The following is a 16,562-nucleotide window of genomic DNA, read 5'->3' as shown; positions in this document are numbered from 1 at the left end:
TTCCCTCCTATGTATACGTAGTTATATTCATTCCCTCCAGCCTAATCACGTTCTTACATGATTAGGCTGAAAAGAATCAACCACCACTTACTGGCGGAATCATTGCTACGACATCACCAGTTTGAATGATGTCATCCTCATTTGCGTATTCTTCATTTATTGCGACCATAATCTCGTTTGAAATTGCTACATTATATTCCTTAATCAGAACTTCCTTCAGCTTCGCGACTGTAATATTTTCACAATCTATGTGTAATGCTGGCTTACTTACTTCTTCTTGTAAATGTGCAAATAATAGTACTTCAATCAATTTCTCATCTCCTTTCCAGGCTCGCCATTACCATATGCTGTTTTCTCTAACTGATCGCCTATCCACGACTCACTATCTTCCCAAAACTCTTTTTTCCATATCGGAACAATTTGTTTTATACGTTCCATAATATATTCATTCGCCTCATAAGCAGCTTTCCGATGCGATGTAGCAACAGCAACGACAACAGCCAAATCAGAAATTTGTAACGTACCAATGCGATGTGTAATTGCCACATATGTTCCAGGCCATTTCTCTCCTACTTCGGTACCAATTCTCTCAAGCTGTTTCTCCGCCATTGTTTTATAAGCTACATACTCTAAATAAAGCGTACGTCGGCCTTTCGTAAATTCTCTAACAGTGCCAATAAAAGTAGTAACCGCACCACACTCACGCCGAATTACTTTGTTTGTCACTTCTTCAATTGATATAGGTGTATCAATTACTTCATAATACGTATGTGTCATTTCGCACCTCTTATCTTTGTATAAATTAGCAACCTATTTTTCTATTATTTGTATGAACGAAACAATTCTTTCCATGGCCATTCACTTCCGTTGGTTGATTCTAATAACAGTACCGAAACAGTAATTCCAGCTTTAAATCCTCTCGTTCCCCCTGGCAAAACGATAAATGCATTCGCTTCTGCAAGTGAAGAAATTGCGCTAGATTTATCTAAACCAACTGGTGTAACTTGCAATTGACCATCTACAATTTCTACTCTCCCTCTTACAAATCGAGTAAACGGATTTGCTTTCGGAAAGTCTTTTTGTAAAATTGCCTCTGCACGAAATACGTGCGAATCTTTTCTATGCAAGTATGTTCCAATGACTGGTCTAACATATAATTCACAACCGACATAACAAGCTGAAGGATTACCAGATAAACCAAATAGTAGTTTTCCTTCTACCTCAGCTACAGTTGTCACACTTCCTGGTCGCATCGCTATTTTGTTAAAAAGTACATTAGCTTGTAATCTCTCATAAATAGCAGGCAAATAGTCATAGTCTCCTACTGAAACGCCACCAGTCGTAATTAAAATATCAACTTCTTTTATCGCCTTTTTTACATTGTTATAACACGTCTCAAAATCGTCAACGAATTGTCCATAATACCGTACAACTCCGCCCGCTCGTTCAATTTGCGCTGCTATCATATAGGAGTTACTATTTCGAATCTTCCCTGGCTTTAATTGTTCATGTACTTCAAGCAGTTCGCTACCCGTCGTTACTATTCCAATAATCGGCTGTTTTACAACATGTACGGAACTATAACCAAACGTAGCAAGAAGTGCTGCAACTCCAGGATTAATAACAGTCCCTTTTTTCACAAGGATAGTATTTTGTTTTACATCTTCACCTTTAAAGGAAATGTTATCACCAGCTGCGAAACAGCGTTTTAATGTCATATAAGTCCTTTCATTTTTTTCAAATCCTTCCGTTAGTTCTAACATAACAACTGCATTACACCCTCTCGGAATTGCGGCTCCTGTCATAATACGGACAGCTTGAAATGCTTTCACTTCTTCTGTAAAGACAAAACCTGCTCCAATTTCACCAATCACTTCAAACTGAATGGGATTACTGCTACTGGCTTCTTTTGTATCTTCTGCTCGAATCGCAAATCCGTCGTATGGAGAGCGATTGAAATGCGGGACATCATGATCTGCAATAACATCTTTTCCAAGTGTTCTACCGTAGCTTTCTATAAGAGAAACCTTTTCTATTTCACCTTGGTAAGCATATTCCATTACACGCGCAACTGCTTCTGCCACTGGAATTGGTATACGTTTTTCTAACATTCTTTTTCACCTCGTTTTAATAAGGAGAAACTTTCTTTCTGTTCATCCTATATATTTTGCGTACAATCGTTTTCCTATTTTCACATCATTTGTCCCATGAACAAATGCCCTACCGTCTGTAAATAAAACGAAACGATATTCATCAATTAGAAATGATAGTAAGTACGGCGTTTTTTGGACATGTACAATTTTTTGTAATCTTTTTTTAATTTCGTTTAAATTTAGAACTCTCTTTATTCCTGGACGGATTTGAACTGTATTCCGTCCGCATAGCACCTCCGTTTTCACCTGTGATTCAAATGTTAAACTTGGGTACGTACGTGTATTTCCGCAAGATGGACATGTACTTTTTTTCTGTTTATTTACTTTTAATGAGAGAAATTGATTGTTCCAAATATCAAATGATAACATTGTTCCTCGTAGCGTCTCGAAATCATCCACCAATATTTTCATCGCTTCTGTCACTTGGTGAGCAACAACCATCTGTACAGCTGGTTGAATGATTCCGGCTGTATCACATGTTGCACCGCCCATCGGATGATCCATTAAGCAGCGAAAACATGGTGTTTTTCCTGGAAGAATTGTGTACGTTACACCGTAACTTCCAATGCATCCACCGTATATCCAAGGTATATTTTCTTTTTGTGAAATATCATTTATAAGTAGACGCGTATCAAAGTTGTCAGTCGCATCTAATATGAGATCCACTTCTTTCGTTAACTCTTCCATTTCTTTCATTGTGACATCCGTTACAACTGGTACAATTTCCACCTCTGAATTAATCTTTCTTACATGTTCTGCCGCTGCAATTGCTTTTGGTTTGCATTGTTTTGCATCTTCTTCTGTATATAACTGTTGCCGCTGTAAATTACTCCATTCGACATAGTCACGATCGGCAATTGTCAATTTCCCAATTCCCATCCGAACGAGCGCTTCTGCATTTGCAGCTCCTAGCGCCCCCGCACCAATTAAGAGCACATGCTTTTCCCTTATTTTCCTTTGTCCCATTTCACCTATTCCAGAAAACAATACTTGTCTTGAATATCGCTCTTGCATAAGGAATCCTCCTTTCGCTATCCACCAATGTAAGACATCTCAACTTTTTGACGTTTATTTGTACTTTCCGCCGTTCTTTCATCTGAATATTGATCTGTTCTATACTCCCATGTATATTGGAGAATTTTTAGTAGTGAGGCATCCGAAATATTTTCTCGAAGAAGCGATCGTAAATCCGTTCCTTTTTCTACAAATAAGCACGTATAAAACTTGCCGTCTGCCGAAATACGGGCTCTCGTACAAGAAGAACAAAATGACTCAGATACTGAAGTAATAAATCCAACTTCGGCATCGCTTCCTACATATCGATACAATTTCGCAACTTCTCCAAAGTAACGAGGTTTAACAGGTTCAATTGGATATACACGATTAATTTTCTCTATTAATTGTTCCTTCGTAACGACTTGTTCAAAGTTCCATCCGTTCGTACTGCCTACATCCATAAACTCAATGAAACGTAACTGTATTTCTTGTTCTTTAAAATACTGAGCCATAGGAAGAATTTGACTATCATTCATCCCTTTTTTTACAACCATATTTACCTTTACTTCTAATCCAGCTTCCTTCGCTGCTTCAATTCCTTTCAGTACAGGTTTCGTACTTACATGTCTTCCATTAATTTTTTGGAAGACACGATCCTCTATTGCATCTAAACTAATATTTACACGCTTTAATCCTGCTTCTTTTAGCGCCTTAGCTTGTTTTGCTAAATGAATTCCGTTTGTTGTGAGCCCAATATCTTTTAAGCCTTCTAGCTTTGCAAGTCTTGCAATTAACTTCGGTAAGTCTTTACGCAATAAAGGTTCACCGCCAGTAAGCCTAATTTTATTAACTCCCATACTTATAAATAATCTCGCTAACCTTTCTATTTCATCAAACGTTAATAAACACTCTTCCTGTAAAAAAGCATAATCAGGTCCGAACACTTCAGCAGGCATACAATATGTGCACCTAAAATTACAACGATCAATAACTGAAATGCGTAAATCTTGAAGTGGCCGCTTTAAAGAATCTTTCATGTTCTCGTGCATCTATATCCCTTCTTTTCTGCTGCAATGCTTAGTAAGCTTTCGTTTTTTTATTTGCCTTCATTATAAAAAAGAAGCTACATATTCAATGTGACTTTTCTCACATTACTTTCCCCATTCAAAAATTCTTCACAAATCCGTTCGCATTTTGTTCACATCTTCAGTCCCTATTCCTTACGGTCATTGAAATTTAACTTTATTTTTGAAATAGCTCTTGCATTTTCATCATATTTACACTCAAAATAGGAAATGTATTGCTTATAAGAAGAAAGGTGATTGCTGTGGCAAACAGTATGACATTATCTCAAGATTTAAAAGAATTACTTGCATCTGTTGAATATAAAATGCAGATAAAAAAAGGTAGTTTTATTTTTCAAGAAGGTATGGAGGCAACCGAACTCTATATCATCCACTCAGGAAAAGTACAAATTAGTAAACTTAGTGCTGACGGACAAGAACTAACACTTCGAATTTGTTCGGCATACGACATTATTGGAGAATTAACATTGTTCACGGATAATGCGAAGTATTTATTAAATTCAAAATGCCTTGAAGATGTTGAAGTAGGCGTTATAAAGCGTGAAGCGTTAGAAAAAGAATTACTCCAAAAACCAGCTCTTGTATTTGAATTTATGAAATGGATTAGTGAACATTTAAGAAGAATGCAAACGAAGTTCCGAGATTTAGTATTACACGGCAAAAAAGGTGCCCTATATTCTACTCTCATACGAATGACAAATAGTTATGGTGTTTTAAAGGAAAATGGTATTCTCATCGATTTACCATTAACGAATCAAGAACTTGCTAACTTCTGTGCAACTTCACGTGAAAGTGTAAATCGAATGTTAAATGAATTAAAAAAGCAAGGTACAATTTCTATTCATAAAGGAAAGATTACAATCCACGATTTACAATTTTTAAAATGTGAAATTGCTTGTGAAGATTGTTCTGCTTCTGTTTGTAGTATCGATTAGCGTCTTATTTAGGTACTTATACTTATAAAGAAAGCCGAGGTCTCCAATTAGATCTCGGCTTTCCTTATAAATTACGAAACATATAAAACTAAATTATTTTTTCAATTCATTTGGAATACGTCTTCTGTAAATTACATAACTACGGCTTATATATTTAATTGGGGCACTAAATACATGTACTAGTCTAGTGAATGGCCATACTGCGAAAAGCCCCATTCCTGCAAGAATATGAATTTTAAACCACACTGGTACTTCCGTCATATATTCAACTTTCGGTTGGAAAATAAAGAGGCTTCGGAACCATGGACCGATTGTTGTACGATAATCAAATCCTTTTGAGTCGATATTTAAAAACGTTGAAGAAAGTCCTGCTAGCATTACGATAAGTAATAAAACAAGCGCAATATAATCTCCCTTTGTACTCGTTGCAATGATGCGTTTTACTGTTACGCGGCGGTACGTTAATATAATTAAACCTATGATAGAAGCAATACCTGCCGGAAGACCAAAACTAATTGCTACTACATGATACATATGCTCAGAAATACCTATGGAACGGTATACAGCTTCTGGAATTAATATCCCCATAACATGACCGCCAATTACGAACATAATCCCAAAGTGGAATAATAGACTTCCGATTCGGAGCATTTTCTTTTCTAATAGTTCACTAGATTTTGATGTCCATCCAAATTGATCATAGTTGTATCTAAAAATATGTCCACCGATAAAGATTGCAAAAATGATATAGGGAAACAACACCCATAGAAATTGATCCATCATTTTGACAACTCTCCTTTCTAATTTGTCTGTACACCCCATGTATCAATAGCGAGTAGAACAGCCGCAAGAATTGGTTCATACATACTATCAGCTTCTTTTAACTGAACGTGTAATGCTTGGATGTTCTCTTTGTATTTACTCATAATTGGTTCACTGTCTTGCTCATTTGCATTTGCAAAAAACTCTAGTAATAGCGGTAAATAATCAGGTAGTTCTTTATCTGTTACTTCAAAACCAGATTTTTTATACTGCTGTTTTAACTCTAGTAATTCAATACCTCTTTCCCTTTGTTCACCGGTGTTCATATACGTTAAATACATATTTGTCTTCTTACCGAAATCAAATGTATATACGTAACTATCAATGAGTTGATCGTTCGTTTTATCCAGTGCTTGTTTTATAAATGCTGTAAGTGAAGTTTTAACTTCTTCCTGTTCAATCGCTTCAATCTCTTCTTGCAATTCAGCTAAAGCTTCTCTCCACCCGAGTTCCGGGTAGGAGAGAAGGAATGAAGAACAAGAAAAAGCAATTTGTAGACTTTGTTTCATATTTTTCCGCCCCCATTATTTAAGAAATTGTCATGCAAGAGCCTGGACCACCTGCAAATGATAAACCACAGCTTCCTTGTTCATTGTATAAATCTGCAACTTGTTCGCGGTGAGACGTCGGGATAACAAAACGATCTTTATATTTTGCGATAGCAAGCAGACGATACATGTCTTCTACATCTTGTTTTGTTAAACCGAGTTCTTTTAATACCGCTTTATTTGGTTCTTTATTAATTTGAATTGCTCTCATATGTGTTCGCATAACAGCCATTTTTTTCAATGTAAGACGAATATGTGATTCATCTCCTGCAGTGAGTAGATTCGCTAAATATTGAATTGGAATACGCATATTATCGATAGCAGGGAAAATCTCTTCTGCTTGCCAGTTACTACCTTTCCCTTCCACCATATTCATAATTGGGCTAAGCGGTGGGATATACCAAACCATTGGCATTGTACGATACTCCGGATGAAGAGGTAGAGCAATTTTCCAATCGATAATCATTTTATAGATTGGTGACTGTTGTGCCGCTTTAATCCACTCTTCAGGAATGCCTTGTTTTATCGCTTCAGCTGCTACTTCTGGATCATTTGGATCTAAGAAAACAGTAAGCTGAGATTCGTATAAATCTTTTTCATTTTCAACTGAAGCTGCTTCTTTTACTTTGTCAGCGTCATATAGCATTACCCCAATATATCTGATACGTCCGACACATGTTTCCGAACAAATTGTTGGCATACCAGCTTCAATACGCGGGAAACACATTGTACATTTTTCCGCTTTATTCGTTTTCCAGTTAAAATACACTTTTTTATATGGGCAAGATGATACGCAGAATCTCCATGCACGACATGCATTTTGATCTACAAGAACAATCCCATCTTCTTCCCGTTTATACATCGCACCAGATGGACAAGACGATACGCAAGATGGATTCATACAATGTTCACATATGCGTGGTAAATACATCATAAAGACATTTTCAAAATCCGTTTTAATTTCTTCTTCCATTTTCTTTACGTTCGGATCTTGTAATCCTGTTATATGTCCACCAGCTAAATCATCTTCCCAGTTTGGACCCCATTCAATTTTTTCAATAAATTCACCTGTAATTGCTGATTTTGGACGAGCAACTGGCTGATGCTTACGCTGCGGACTATTTGTTAACGTTTCATAATCATAGTTCCAAGGTTCAAAGTAATCATCAATTGTTGGTTGATCTGGATTGTGAAAAATATTCATAAGGCGCTTCATTTTCGAACCGGATTTCAGCTGAATTTCACCATTTTTCAATTCCCAGCCACCTTTATATTTCTCCTGATCTTCCCATTGCTTCGGATAACCAATGCCAGGTTTCGTTTCTACGTTATTGAAATACATATATTCAGCACCTGGACGATTTGTCCAGGTGTTTTTGCACGTTACGCTACAAGTATGGCAGCCGATGCATTTATCTAGGTTCATTACCATTCCGACTTGTGCTTTAATCTTCAAGCCAATCTACCTCCTTCAGTTTGCGAATTACAACGTTTAAATCGCGCTGGTTCCCAGTTGGACCATAATAGTTAAATCCATAACTTAATTGACCGTATCCACCAATCATATGTGTTGGTTTCACGTGAATTCGAGTTGGACTATTATGCGTTCCCCCGCGATTACTTGTTAATTTCGTTCCAGGTACGTTAATGTGGCGATCTTGCGCATGGTGCATAAACGCCATTCCTCTCGGTATACGGTGCGTTACAACAGCACGTGCAACAACAACACCGTTACGGTTAAAGCACTCGATCCAATCATTATCCGCAACACCAGCTTCTGCAGCATCTTCTTTATTCATCCAAACGGTTGGACCACCTCTAAATAGCGTTAACATCGGTAATGAATCAAAGTACATACTATGAATGGACCACTTATTATGGGGTGTTAAATAGTTTAGTGTAATCTCTTTCCCTTCTACTTCAGGTCGTGATTTACGGAACGGTTTATGTTGCAGAATTGGTTTAAATGTCGCCATCGTTTCACCAAATTCTTTCATCATGTCATGATCTAAATAGAAAGATTGTCGTCCAGTGATTGTTCTCCAAGGGATGAGACGTTCCACATTTGTTGTAAACGGTGAGTAACGACGTCCACCTTTTTCTGAACCTGTAAAGGCCGGAGAAGTAATTACTGTTTTTGGTTGTGCTGTAATTTGTTCAAATGTGAAGCATTCTTCTTCACGTTCTTCTGCTAAATCACGTAGTTTTAAATCCGTTTGTTTTTCAAGTGCTTCCCATGCTTTTACAGCCATATGACCGTTTGTTGTAGAAGAAAGCGTTAATACCGCTTCAGCAGCATTGATTGCTTCTTTTATGTCTGGACAACCTTTCGCAATAGAATCTGTTTGAACAACTCCTAATCGGCTCTTTAATTGCTCATACTCTTTTTCTGCCGACCAAGAAATTCCTTTCGTACCAATCGGTTGTTTCCCGGCATTTGGTCCAAGTGCTGTCATTTTGTCATAAATCGTTTTATAATCCCTTTCGACAACATGAATTTGCGGCATCGTTTTACCTGGTATTGGTTCACACTCACCTTTGCTCCAATCTTTAATCTTACCAAGTGGTTGTGCTAATTCTTGCGGTGTATCATGAAGAAGTGGTGTTGCAACAACTTCTTTCATTGGTTCAAGATCAATTTTCTCTGCTAGATCTGACACAGCTTTAGAAAGTGATGTGAAAATATCCCAGTCAGAACGTGCTTCCCATGGTGAACCGATTGCCGGATTAAATGGATGTACAAATGGATGCATATCTGTACTGCTTAAATCGTGTTTTTCATACCAAGTTGAAGCAGGTAAGACGATATCAGAATAAAGCGCTGTTCCAGCCATACGGAAATCTAAATTAATGAGCAAATCAAGCTTCCCTTCTGGCGCTTCTTCATGCCATTTAATTTCTTCTGGTCGCAATGAATCACTATCATCATTCATTAATCCGTTCGTTGTACCTAATAAATGTTTTAAGAAATATTCGTGTCCTTTACCAGAACTTGAAATTAAGTTTGCACGCCAAACGAATAAGTTGCGCGGGAAGTTATTTTTATTATCTGGATCTTCAATCGCAAATTTTAGTTCTTTTTCTTTTAGTTTTTGTGCAACGTATTTTCCGATTTCTTCTTGCGTTGTTGCACCAGCAGCAACAGCTTCTTTATATAGTTCAATTCCATTTTTCTCGAATGTCGGATACGAAGGTAACCAGCCAAGTCGCGCTGCTAATACGTTGTAATCACCGTGATGTTGATAACGAGAGTTACCTTCTACTGGTGATGCTAAATGACCAACTGGTGTATCTTCATAACGCCATTGATCTGTTACGAAATAGAAGAAAGATGTACCGTTTTGTAATTTTGGCGGTCCTTGCCAATCTTTTGCCATCGCGATTGTTTGCCATCCTTCCGCTGGTCGTAATTTTTCTTGCCCAACGTAATGCGCCCAGCCACCGCCGTTTACACCTTGTGCTCCGACGAGAAGTACAAGATTTAAAACTGCCCGATAAATCGTATCAGAGTTAAACCAATGGTTAATACCAGCTCCGACAATAATCATTGAGCGACCGTTCGTATCAACAGCATTTTGTGCGAACTCACGAGCGATTTGAATGATTAGATCTCGTTTCACTCCCGTCATTTTCTCTTGCCATGCAGGTGTAAACGGCACGTCATCATTGAAGTCTTTCGGCTCTTGTCCACCAAGCCCTCGGTTCACACCGTAATTTGCTAACGTTAAGTCATATACAGTAGTAACGAACACTTCGCCCTCTTCTGTCATAACCTTTTTCACTGGAATTGTACGTTCTAATACTTTGTTTCCATTATCAGAGAAGTACGGGATTTGTACAGTTCCAACATAATCTTCCATTCCAAGTACAGAAAGACATGGATCAATCTTTTCGCCTGTTTCTTCATCTTCTAAACGTAAGTTCCATTTCTTTTCGTTATCCCAACGTGACCCCATTGTGCCGTGAGGTGTTGCAAAATCGTTCGTATTTTCATTCCAAAGTACAGGTTTCCATTCTCCTAACTTTGTTTCGCGTCCAATATCAGAAGCATTTAAGAATCGATCCGCAACGAATTGGTCTCCTTTTTGTTTCAATGTAACGAAGAAAGGAAAATCAGTATATTGCTTCGCATACTTTGTGAAGTATTCCACTTGATTATCTACGTAAAATTCTTGTAAGATCACGTGCCCCATTGCCATCGCAAGTGCACCGTCTGTACCTTGTTTCACACTAATCCAATCATCTGCAAACTTTGTTGACTCAGCGAAATCAGGACTGACAGAAACGACTTTCGTTCCTTTATATCGAACCTCCGCTAAAAAGTGTGCATCTGGTGTTCTTGTCATCGGTACATTTGAACCCCATGTCATAATGTAACCAGCGTTATACCAGTCACTACTTTCTGGTACATCTGTTTGATCACCCCAAATTTGCGGAGAAGCTGGTGGTAAATCTGCGTACCAATCATAGAAACTAAGCATCGGTCCACCCATAAGTTGCATAAAGCGGCTGCCTGCAGCATGACTTAACATCGACATAGCTGGAATTGGTGAAAAACCAACATTTCGGTCTGGACCGTATTTCATTACTGTATATAATAATGAAGCTGAAACGAGTTGTAACACTTCATCCCAATTCACACGAATGAATCCCCCTTTACCACGTGCCTGCTTATACTTTCGTGCTTTTTCAGGGTTTTCCACAATGCTTTTCCAAGCATCTAATGGTGACTCATTATTTTGTAATTCCTCTTGCCACACACTCCAAAGAACACCACGTACATACGGATATTTCACACGAAGTGGACTATAAATGTACCAAGAAAAACTCGCTCCACGTGGGCAGCCTCGTGGTTCAAAGTCAGGCATATCTGGACCTGTTGTTGGATAGTTAAGCTCCTGTCCTTCCCAAGTTACAATTCCATCTTTCACATAAATGTTCCAACTACATGAACCAGTACAGTTCACACCATGTGTAGAACGAATTACTTTATCATGCTGCCAACGCTTTCTGTACACATTTTCCCATTCACGATCTTCATATGTTTCTTGTGTATGATTATCGTTATAACGATCTATTGGTGAAAAATATTTTAAACGTCTCATTAGTGCTGAAGGTTTCTTCTTCATACTGTTCACTCCTTTAATACGTCTCTCTTACATACCCTTACTATAAGAGAGGTTGTAAAATACAGATGTGACATTTCGCACAGTTCAAGAGATTGTCAAAAATTCAGTAGAAAATAAGTTTGTGAGAAGACCTTTTGTTTTGTTATGAAGATTTATAGTAAATCTTGATTAATAGAAGAATAGTATTTTGAGGTATTGACTATTTTGCAAAAGAAAAACGTAGGAGAAACTCCTACGTTTTTCTTTATAAATATAGGAAACAACCATTTGAATGCATTTATAAAACTAGAAATCATTATTTACCATATTGCCCTTAGTTACTGAAACAATTATACTAGATGTAATCAGAATAAATAATCTGAATATTCTTAGAATTAAAGGTAAGAGTTTTATACTCGCACATAGAGAGGTACGTTCTATTTTCCACTAAATAGATTAGAAAACGATAATAACATTAGGAGGATTACGATGCACCAACTTGATTCATTACATCCCATTATAGAAAAAATAATTAACAATATTGAAAAATTAATGGTCGGAAAAAGAAAAGAAACGATTTTAGCTTTGACAGCTCTCTTAGCTGAAGGTCATGTACTATTAGAAGATGTTCCTGGCGTTGGGAAAACAATGTTAGTACGCGCTCTTTCTAAATCTATTGATGCTGATTACAAGCGAATTCAATTCACACCTGATTTACTGCCATCAGATGTAACAGGTGTTTCTATTTACAATCCGAAAGAGCTCCAATTCGAGTTCAATCCTGGACCAATTATGGGGAATTTTATACTTGCTGATGAAATTAATCGTACATCTCCCAAAACACAATCTGCCTTACTTGAAAGTATGGAAGAAGGCAATATTACAATAGATGGTATGACAAGACCGTTACCAAAACCATTCTTTGTAATGGCTACACAAAATCCAGTCGAATATGAGGGAACATATCCTTTACCAGAAGCCCAGCTCGATCGTTTCTTATTGAAGCTAAAAATGGGATATCCTTCACCAGAAGAAGAATTTGAAGTTTTAAACCGGATGGAAAAAACAAATCCCCTCTCCCTTTTACAAGCTATTACTACAATAGAAGAATTACTTTATTTGCAACAAAGCGCACGGGAAATAAGCATGGACAAAGCAATCAAGCATTACATTGTAAAGCTTGTTAGTCAAACTCGCTCTTATAGTTCTATACAACTAGGTGCAAGTCCACGTGGCTCGATTGCTTTAATGAAAGCTTCACAAGCTTATGCATTCATCCATGGCAGAAATTATGTTATTCCAGACGATGTTAAATTTTTAGCTCCTTACGTGTTAGCTCACAGACTCATTCTAAAAATGGAAGCAAAATTTGAAGGAATAACAGGGGAACAAGTTATTTCAAAAATCGTTGCGCGAACTACCGTGCCGACTCAAAGGAAGATGAACCTTTGATGAAACGCATGCTACGAGCACTACATCACGTTTTGAAGTTATTACTAATCCCTTTATGCCTAGTGTTAACATTTGTGTACGCTATGCTTCAAGGAGGATTTGTAAGTTGGTTTTTATTTTACAGTATGGTTCCTATTGGCCTTTATTCACTATTATTCCCCTTCTACGCTTTACGGGGTGCTGAAGTAAAAAGAATAACAAATCAAAACGATTATGTAGCAGGAGAACGATTTGTAAGTACGATTACAATAAAAAGAAAATTTCCTTTCCCCTTACTTTATTTAGTTATAGAAGATGAACTGCCACCATACCTTACAAGTTGTAGACAAACAAAGATGAATAAAACAATACTCTTTCCAGGATTAAAACGAAATTTTTCGTTTCAATATGCAATTGACACAATCCCTAGAGGAGAGCACACTTTTTCAAGCATACGCGTCAAAACTGGTGATTTATTCGGTATGATGGAGAAAGAAGTAACTTTTTCAGTTCCGGATATATTTTTAGTCTATCCTCAGTATGTAGATATAACGTATCAGCAATTGGAAAACCATTTCGAGCAAGGAGCGCTCTCAGCAAATATAAATTTCACAAAAGACTCTACCATTTCTGTCGGTGTGAGAGACTATAAACCTGGTGACCGCTTTTCATGGATTGATTGGAAAGCAACTGCAAGAACAAACAACATTATGACGAAAGAGTTTGAACAACAGCGCAGCCATAATATTATGATATTCATAGACAGAACTGAGTCTCCTCTATTCGAATCAGTCGTCACATTTACTGCCTCTATTGTCAGGGCTGTATTGAAGCAAAATTCACCAGCGTCATTTGTGTCTGTCGGAAAAGAACGAACTTTTTTCCCTTTAGACAATGGAGATAGTCAGTTGCAGCAAATCTTTTGTCATTTAGCGAAAGTACAAGCGGACAGTGTATTCCCGCTCTCCCGGAGTGTAGAAATGGAATTAAGAAAAGTTTATGAGCCCGTAACAATTATACTCGTGACAAGCGATCTTTCTCCCGATATTCAAAAGGCAGCTGACTATGCCGCTATACAAAATAGAAAATTACTAGTTTTTATTGTAAAAGAAAAACCGAATCAACTCTCACATCGAGAACTCAGTGTTTTAGAAACTCTACAAAAACGAAAAATATTTGTAAATGTGGTTTATGAAAACCGATATACAAATGTGTTTTTTGAGGTGAGCAAATGACAACATTACAAACAAAATACAAACGGGATATGAGCAGATTCTTCATGCATGCATGCGCATTTCTACTTTTACTAGAATGGATACGACCCCTTATAGGTATTACAAACGTAGGTAGATTAGATATTTTTGTAATATTTATAGGAATTTGCTTCACACTCTCTTTTTTTCAAACAAAGTGGCAGATTCCGATAAAGATCGTGACAATTTTATTCATCATTCATCTCCTATATTATAAAAATATTTTTATAAATCCATCTTGGCTAACGAAATTTTTTACTGATATTTCTCGAAATTCCTTCCTGTTATTCCAGGGGAATTTGCTAGATATTTCTCCAGTTTTTCCAACCGTTTTATTTTTTCTATCATTTTGGTTTTTGAGTTCTTTCATCTCTTTTTGGTTGATTCATAAAAAGCGTGGATTGTTATTTCTTATATTGACTATTATTTATATCACAATTTTTCATAACTTACATTTATACAATGCAAACTACGCTATTATTCGTACCGTTGTCATCGGCTTTTTTATGCTTAGTCTTCTTCGCATAGAACGAATAAAAGAGAGTGAGCACTTACAAAATTATGCTAGAGAAATCTCAAAACTACTTAAACCTCTTACAATATTTATTGTATTGTCAGCAACCATCGCATACTTTGCGCCAAAATTTGGCCCTCAATGGCCAAACCCAATGGATTTTTTAAAATTCAACACATCCGAAGTAAGTAAAAAACAAGAAGTTTCTAAAATTGGATATGGTCTAGATGACTCAAAATTAGGCGGTCCTTTTAAAGCAGATCCTACAATTGTTTTTACAGCAGCAACACAAAACAAACAATATTGGAGAGTAGAAACGAAAGATTTTTATACAGGAAAAGGCTGGGAAGTTTCTGAAAAGCAACAGAAGGTTTCTTTTAAAAATAAAAACGACGTCGTGAGCTGGTACGAACAAAATACAAAAAAGGAGACAACTAAGGCAACAATCACCATGCAAAAAAGGTATCCTCACCTTACCTATCCAGCAGGGTTAGTATCAGTTGAGGCTTCTTCCGATGTATCATACAGCGTTGACCCATTTTCAGAAAAAATCTATACGATGGACGGAGACTCTTCTACTACTTTACATTCATATAAAGTAACATATGAGGTCCCGGAGTTTTCCATAGAAAACTTGAAAGCTGTAAAAACGAATGAAGGTCAAGAATCAAATCCTTATTTCATGACAAAGTACACGCAACTTCCCGAATCATTACCGCAGCGAGTAAGAGACTTAGCTGTAAGTCTAACAAAGGATAAAGACACCCGATACGATAAAGTATTAGCTATTGAAAACTATTTCACCGACCATTCTTTTATATATGAAACAACGAATGTCTCATTCCCTACCAAACACCAAGATTATGTAGATCAATTTCTTTTCGATACAAAAAGCGGCTACTGTAATAATTTCTCAACATCCATGATCGTGTTACTTCGTTCTGCTGGAATTCCCGCTCGCTGGGTAAAAGGTTATACAGAAGGAACTCTTGATAATACGCTGGTGGGTGCTGAAGGTGAGGATGTTTATAAAATCGCGAACGATAACGCACACTCTTGGGTCGAAGTATATTTCCCTGGATACGGATGGATTCCATTCGAACCAACAAAAGGATTTACGAATCCCTATAATTTCACAAATAATACTCCTGCTCCTACTTTACAAAATAGCGAAGATACTAATTCTCAAAACGCGCAAATGCATCAAAAAAACAATGAAGCAAAGCTCAAAAGTTTAATAGAAGATACAGAAGAAGCTTCTATTAAAAAGATTCCAAATTCTAAAAATGGATTTTCTTGGTGGTACGTATTCCTCTCTACAATACCGATTAGTATTATAGGATACATTCTATTCATCACTAGAATGAAATGGATTACGTTTTTTATCATTCATTTCTATAAATATCGAAAAGATGATGCCGTTTATACAAAAGCTTACGATTCTCTCCTAAAACAATTTGCGCGAATTGGTATACGACGAGACGAGAGTCAAACATTCCGAGAATATGCTCTCCATGTTGATACACTTTACAACTCGGCTGATATGCAACAACTTACTTTCAGTTATGAGAATGCTATGTATCAAAAAGGACAAGCCGCAGCAGAATGGAAAAAATCCGTACACTTATGGGAAGTGCTTATGAAAAAAGCTGCTTCTCCGCCTAAATCAAATGACTTCCATTCAGCGATTTAATATTGACAATATGAATGTAAATAA

At 37.0% G+C, this 16,562-nt stretch carries 13 protein-coding genes; 4 read left to right on the top strand and 9 right to left on the bottom strand.

All coding sequences use genetic code 11. The features are described from left to right. Positions 1 to 76 precede the first annotated feature (76 nt). From moaD to moaA, 5 genes are read right to left on the bottom strand one after another with little or no spacing between them, the layout of a single operon-like run. Positions 77 to 310, bottom strand: a complete 234-nt coding sequence (moaD, locus tag MR147_RS02940) for a molybdopterin converting factor subunit 1 (protein WP_000573674.1) — start codon at positions 308 to 310, stop codon at positions 77 to 79. Continuing rightward, positions 307 to 777, bottom strand: a complete 471-nt coding sequence (locus tag MR147_RS02935; RefSeq protein ID WP_074606049.1) for a molybdenum cofactor biosynthesis protein MoaE — start codon at positions 775 to 777, stop codon at positions 307 to 309. Before MR147_RS02935 ends, moaD begins: the two co-directional genes overlap by 4 nt. A 44-nt stretch (positions 778 to 821) precedes the next feature. Continuing rightward, positions 822 to 2,111: a molybdopterin molybdotransferase MoeA gene (locus MR147_RS02930; protein WP_074606047.1), complete on the bottom strand. Its 1,290-nt coding sequence runs from the start codon at positions 2,109 to 2,111 to the stop codon at positions 822 to 824. A gap of 42 nt (positions 2,112 to 2,153) precedes the next feature. Next, positions 2,154 to 3,167, bottom strand: a complete 1,014-nt coding sequence (locus MR147_RS02925; protein ID WP_001158136.1) for a molybdopterin-synthase adenylyltransferase MoeB — start codon at positions 3,165 to 3,167, stop codon at positions 2,154 to 2,156. Positions 3,168 to 3,184: 17 nt separating this feature from the next. Next, on the bottom strand, positions 3,185 to 4,198 hold the full coding sequence (moaA, locus tag MR147_RS02920) for a GTP 3',8-cyclase MoaA (protein ID WP_074606043.1): 1,014 nt from the start codon (positions 4,196 to 4,198) through the stop codon (positions 3,185 to 3,187). Between the two features lie 278 nt (positions 4,199 to 4,476). Between moaA and MR147_RS02915 the strand changes: the two genes are divergently transcribed. After that, positions 4,477 to 5,169: a Crp/Fnr family transcriptional regulator gene (locus MR147_RS02915; RefSeq protein WP_000013859.1), complete on the top strand. Its 693-nt coding sequence runs from the start codon at positions 4,477 to 4,479 to the stop codon at positions 5,167 to 5,169. A 93-nt stretch (positions 5,170 to 5,262) separates the two neighbouring features. Here the strand turns inward: MR147_RS02915 and narI are convergent, their stop codons facing one another. From narI to MR147_RS02895, 4 genes are read right to left on the bottom strand one after another with little or no spacing between them, the layout of a single operon-like run. Continuing rightward, positions 5,263 to 5,952, bottom strand: coding sequence for a respiratory nitrate reductase subunit gamma (gene narI / locus MR147_RS02910; RefSeq protein WP_074606041.1), 690 nt, complete (start codon positions 5,950 to 5,952; stop codon positions 5,263 to 5,265). A 17-nt stretch (positions 5,953 to 5,969) separates the two neighbouring features. Then, positions 5,970 to 6,500: a nitrate reductase molybdenum cofactor assembly chaperone gene (gene narJ, locus MR147_RS02905; protein WP_074606039.1), complete on the bottom strand. Its 531-nt coding sequence runs from the start codon at positions 6,498 to 6,500 to the stop codon at positions 5,970 to 5,972. A gap of 19 nt (positions 6,501 to 6,519) precedes the next feature. Further along, entirely contained in the window at positions 6,520 to 7,995 is a 1,476-nt protein-coding gene (gene narH, locus MR147_RS02900; protein WP_074606037.1) for a nitrate reductase subunit beta, read from the bottom strand. Beyond that, on the bottom strand, positions 7,985 to 11,668 hold the full coding sequence (locus MR147_RS02895) for a nitrate reductase subunit alpha (protein ID WP_242303622.1): 3,684 nt from the start codon (positions 11,666 to 11,668) through the stop codon (positions 7,985 to 7,987). Before MR147_RS02895 ends, narH begins: the two co-directional genes overlap by 11 nt. Positions 11,669 to 12,136: 468 nt before the next feature. On the opposite strand from MR147_RS02895, the gene MR147_RS02890 reads away from it, so the two are divergent. From MR147_RS02890 to MR147_RS02880, 3 genes are read left to right on the top strand one after another with little or no spacing between them, the layout of a single operon-like run. Further along, positions 12,137 to 13,099 carry an AAA family ATPase gene (locus tag MR147_RS02890; protein WP_242303621.1) on the top strand — a complete coding sequence of 321 codons (963 nt, stop codon included), beginning with the start codon at positions 12,137 to 12,139 and terminating at the stop codon, positions 13,097 to 13,099. Further along, on the top strand, positions 13,099 to 14,313 hold the full coding sequence (locus tag MR147_RS02885; RefSeq protein ID WP_074606032.1) for a DUF58 domain-containing protein: 1,215 nt from the start codon (positions 13,099 to 13,101) through the stop codon (positions 14,311 to 14,313). Before MR147_RS02890 ends, MR147_RS02885 begins: the two co-directional genes overlap by 1 nt. Further along, complete coding sequence (locus MR147_RS02880) at positions 14,310 to 16,538, top strand: transglutaminase TgpA family protein (RefSeq protein ID WP_242303620.1); 2,229 nt, start codon at positions 14,310 to 14,312, stop codon at positions 16,536 to 16,538. Before MR147_RS02885 ends, MR147_RS02880 begins: the two co-directional genes overlap by 4 nt. Positions 16,539 to 16,562: the final 24 nt, after the last annotated feature.

Source organism: Bacillus cereus group sp. BfR-BA-01350 (assembly GCF_022663775.1).
GTDB lineage: Bacteria > Bacillota > Bacilli > Bacillales > Bacillaceae_G > Bacillus_A > Bacillus_A paranthracis.
Note: the sequence above shows the minus strand (reverse complement) of the source record. Positions and strands in the feature narration are given on the sequence as shown.

What these genes read in the sequence shown, in the direction of transcription:
- MR147_RS02935 (WP_074606049.1), bottom strand. Translation starts at nt 777, where the DNA reads ATGACACATACGTATTATGAAGTAATTGATACACCTATATCAATTGAA.
- MR147_RS02930 (WP_074606047.1), bottom strand. Translation starts at nt 2,111, where the DNA reads ATGTTAGAAAAACGTATACCAATTCCAGTGGCAGAAGCAGTTGCGCGT.
- MR147_RS02925 (WP_001158136.1), bottom strand. Translation starts at nt 3,167, where the DNA reads ATGCAAGAGCGATATTCAAGACAAGTATTGTTTTCTGGAATAGGTGAA.
- moaA (WP_074606043.1), bottom strand. Translation starts at nt 4,198, where the DNA reads ATGCACGAGAACATGAAAGATTCTTTAAAGCGGCCACTTCAAGATTTA.
- narI (WP_074606041.1), bottom strand. Translation starts at nt 5,952, where the DNA reads ATGATGGATCAATTTCTATGGGTGTTGTTTCCCTATATCATTTTTGCA.
- narJ (WP_074606039.1), bottom strand. Translation starts at nt 6,500, where the DNA reads ATGAAACAAAGTCTACAAATTGCTTTTTCTTGTTCTTCATTCCTTCTC.
- MR147_RS02895 (WP_242303622.1), bottom strand. Translation starts at nt 11,668, where the DNA reads ATGAAGAAGAAACCTTCAGCACTAATGAGACGTTTAAAATATTTTTCA.
- MR147_RS02890 (WP_242303621.1), top strand. Translation starts at nt 12,137, where the DNA reads ATGCACCAACTTGATTCATTACATCCCATTATAGAAAAAATAATTAAC.
- MR147_RS02885 (WP_074606032.1), top strand. Translation starts at nt 13,099, where the DNA reads ATGAAACGCATGCTACGAGCACTACATCACGTTTTGAAGTTATTACTA.
- MR147_RS02880 (WP_242303620.1), top strand. Translation starts at nt 14,310, where the DNA reads ATGACAACATTACAAACAAAATACAAACGGGATATGAGCAGATTCTTC.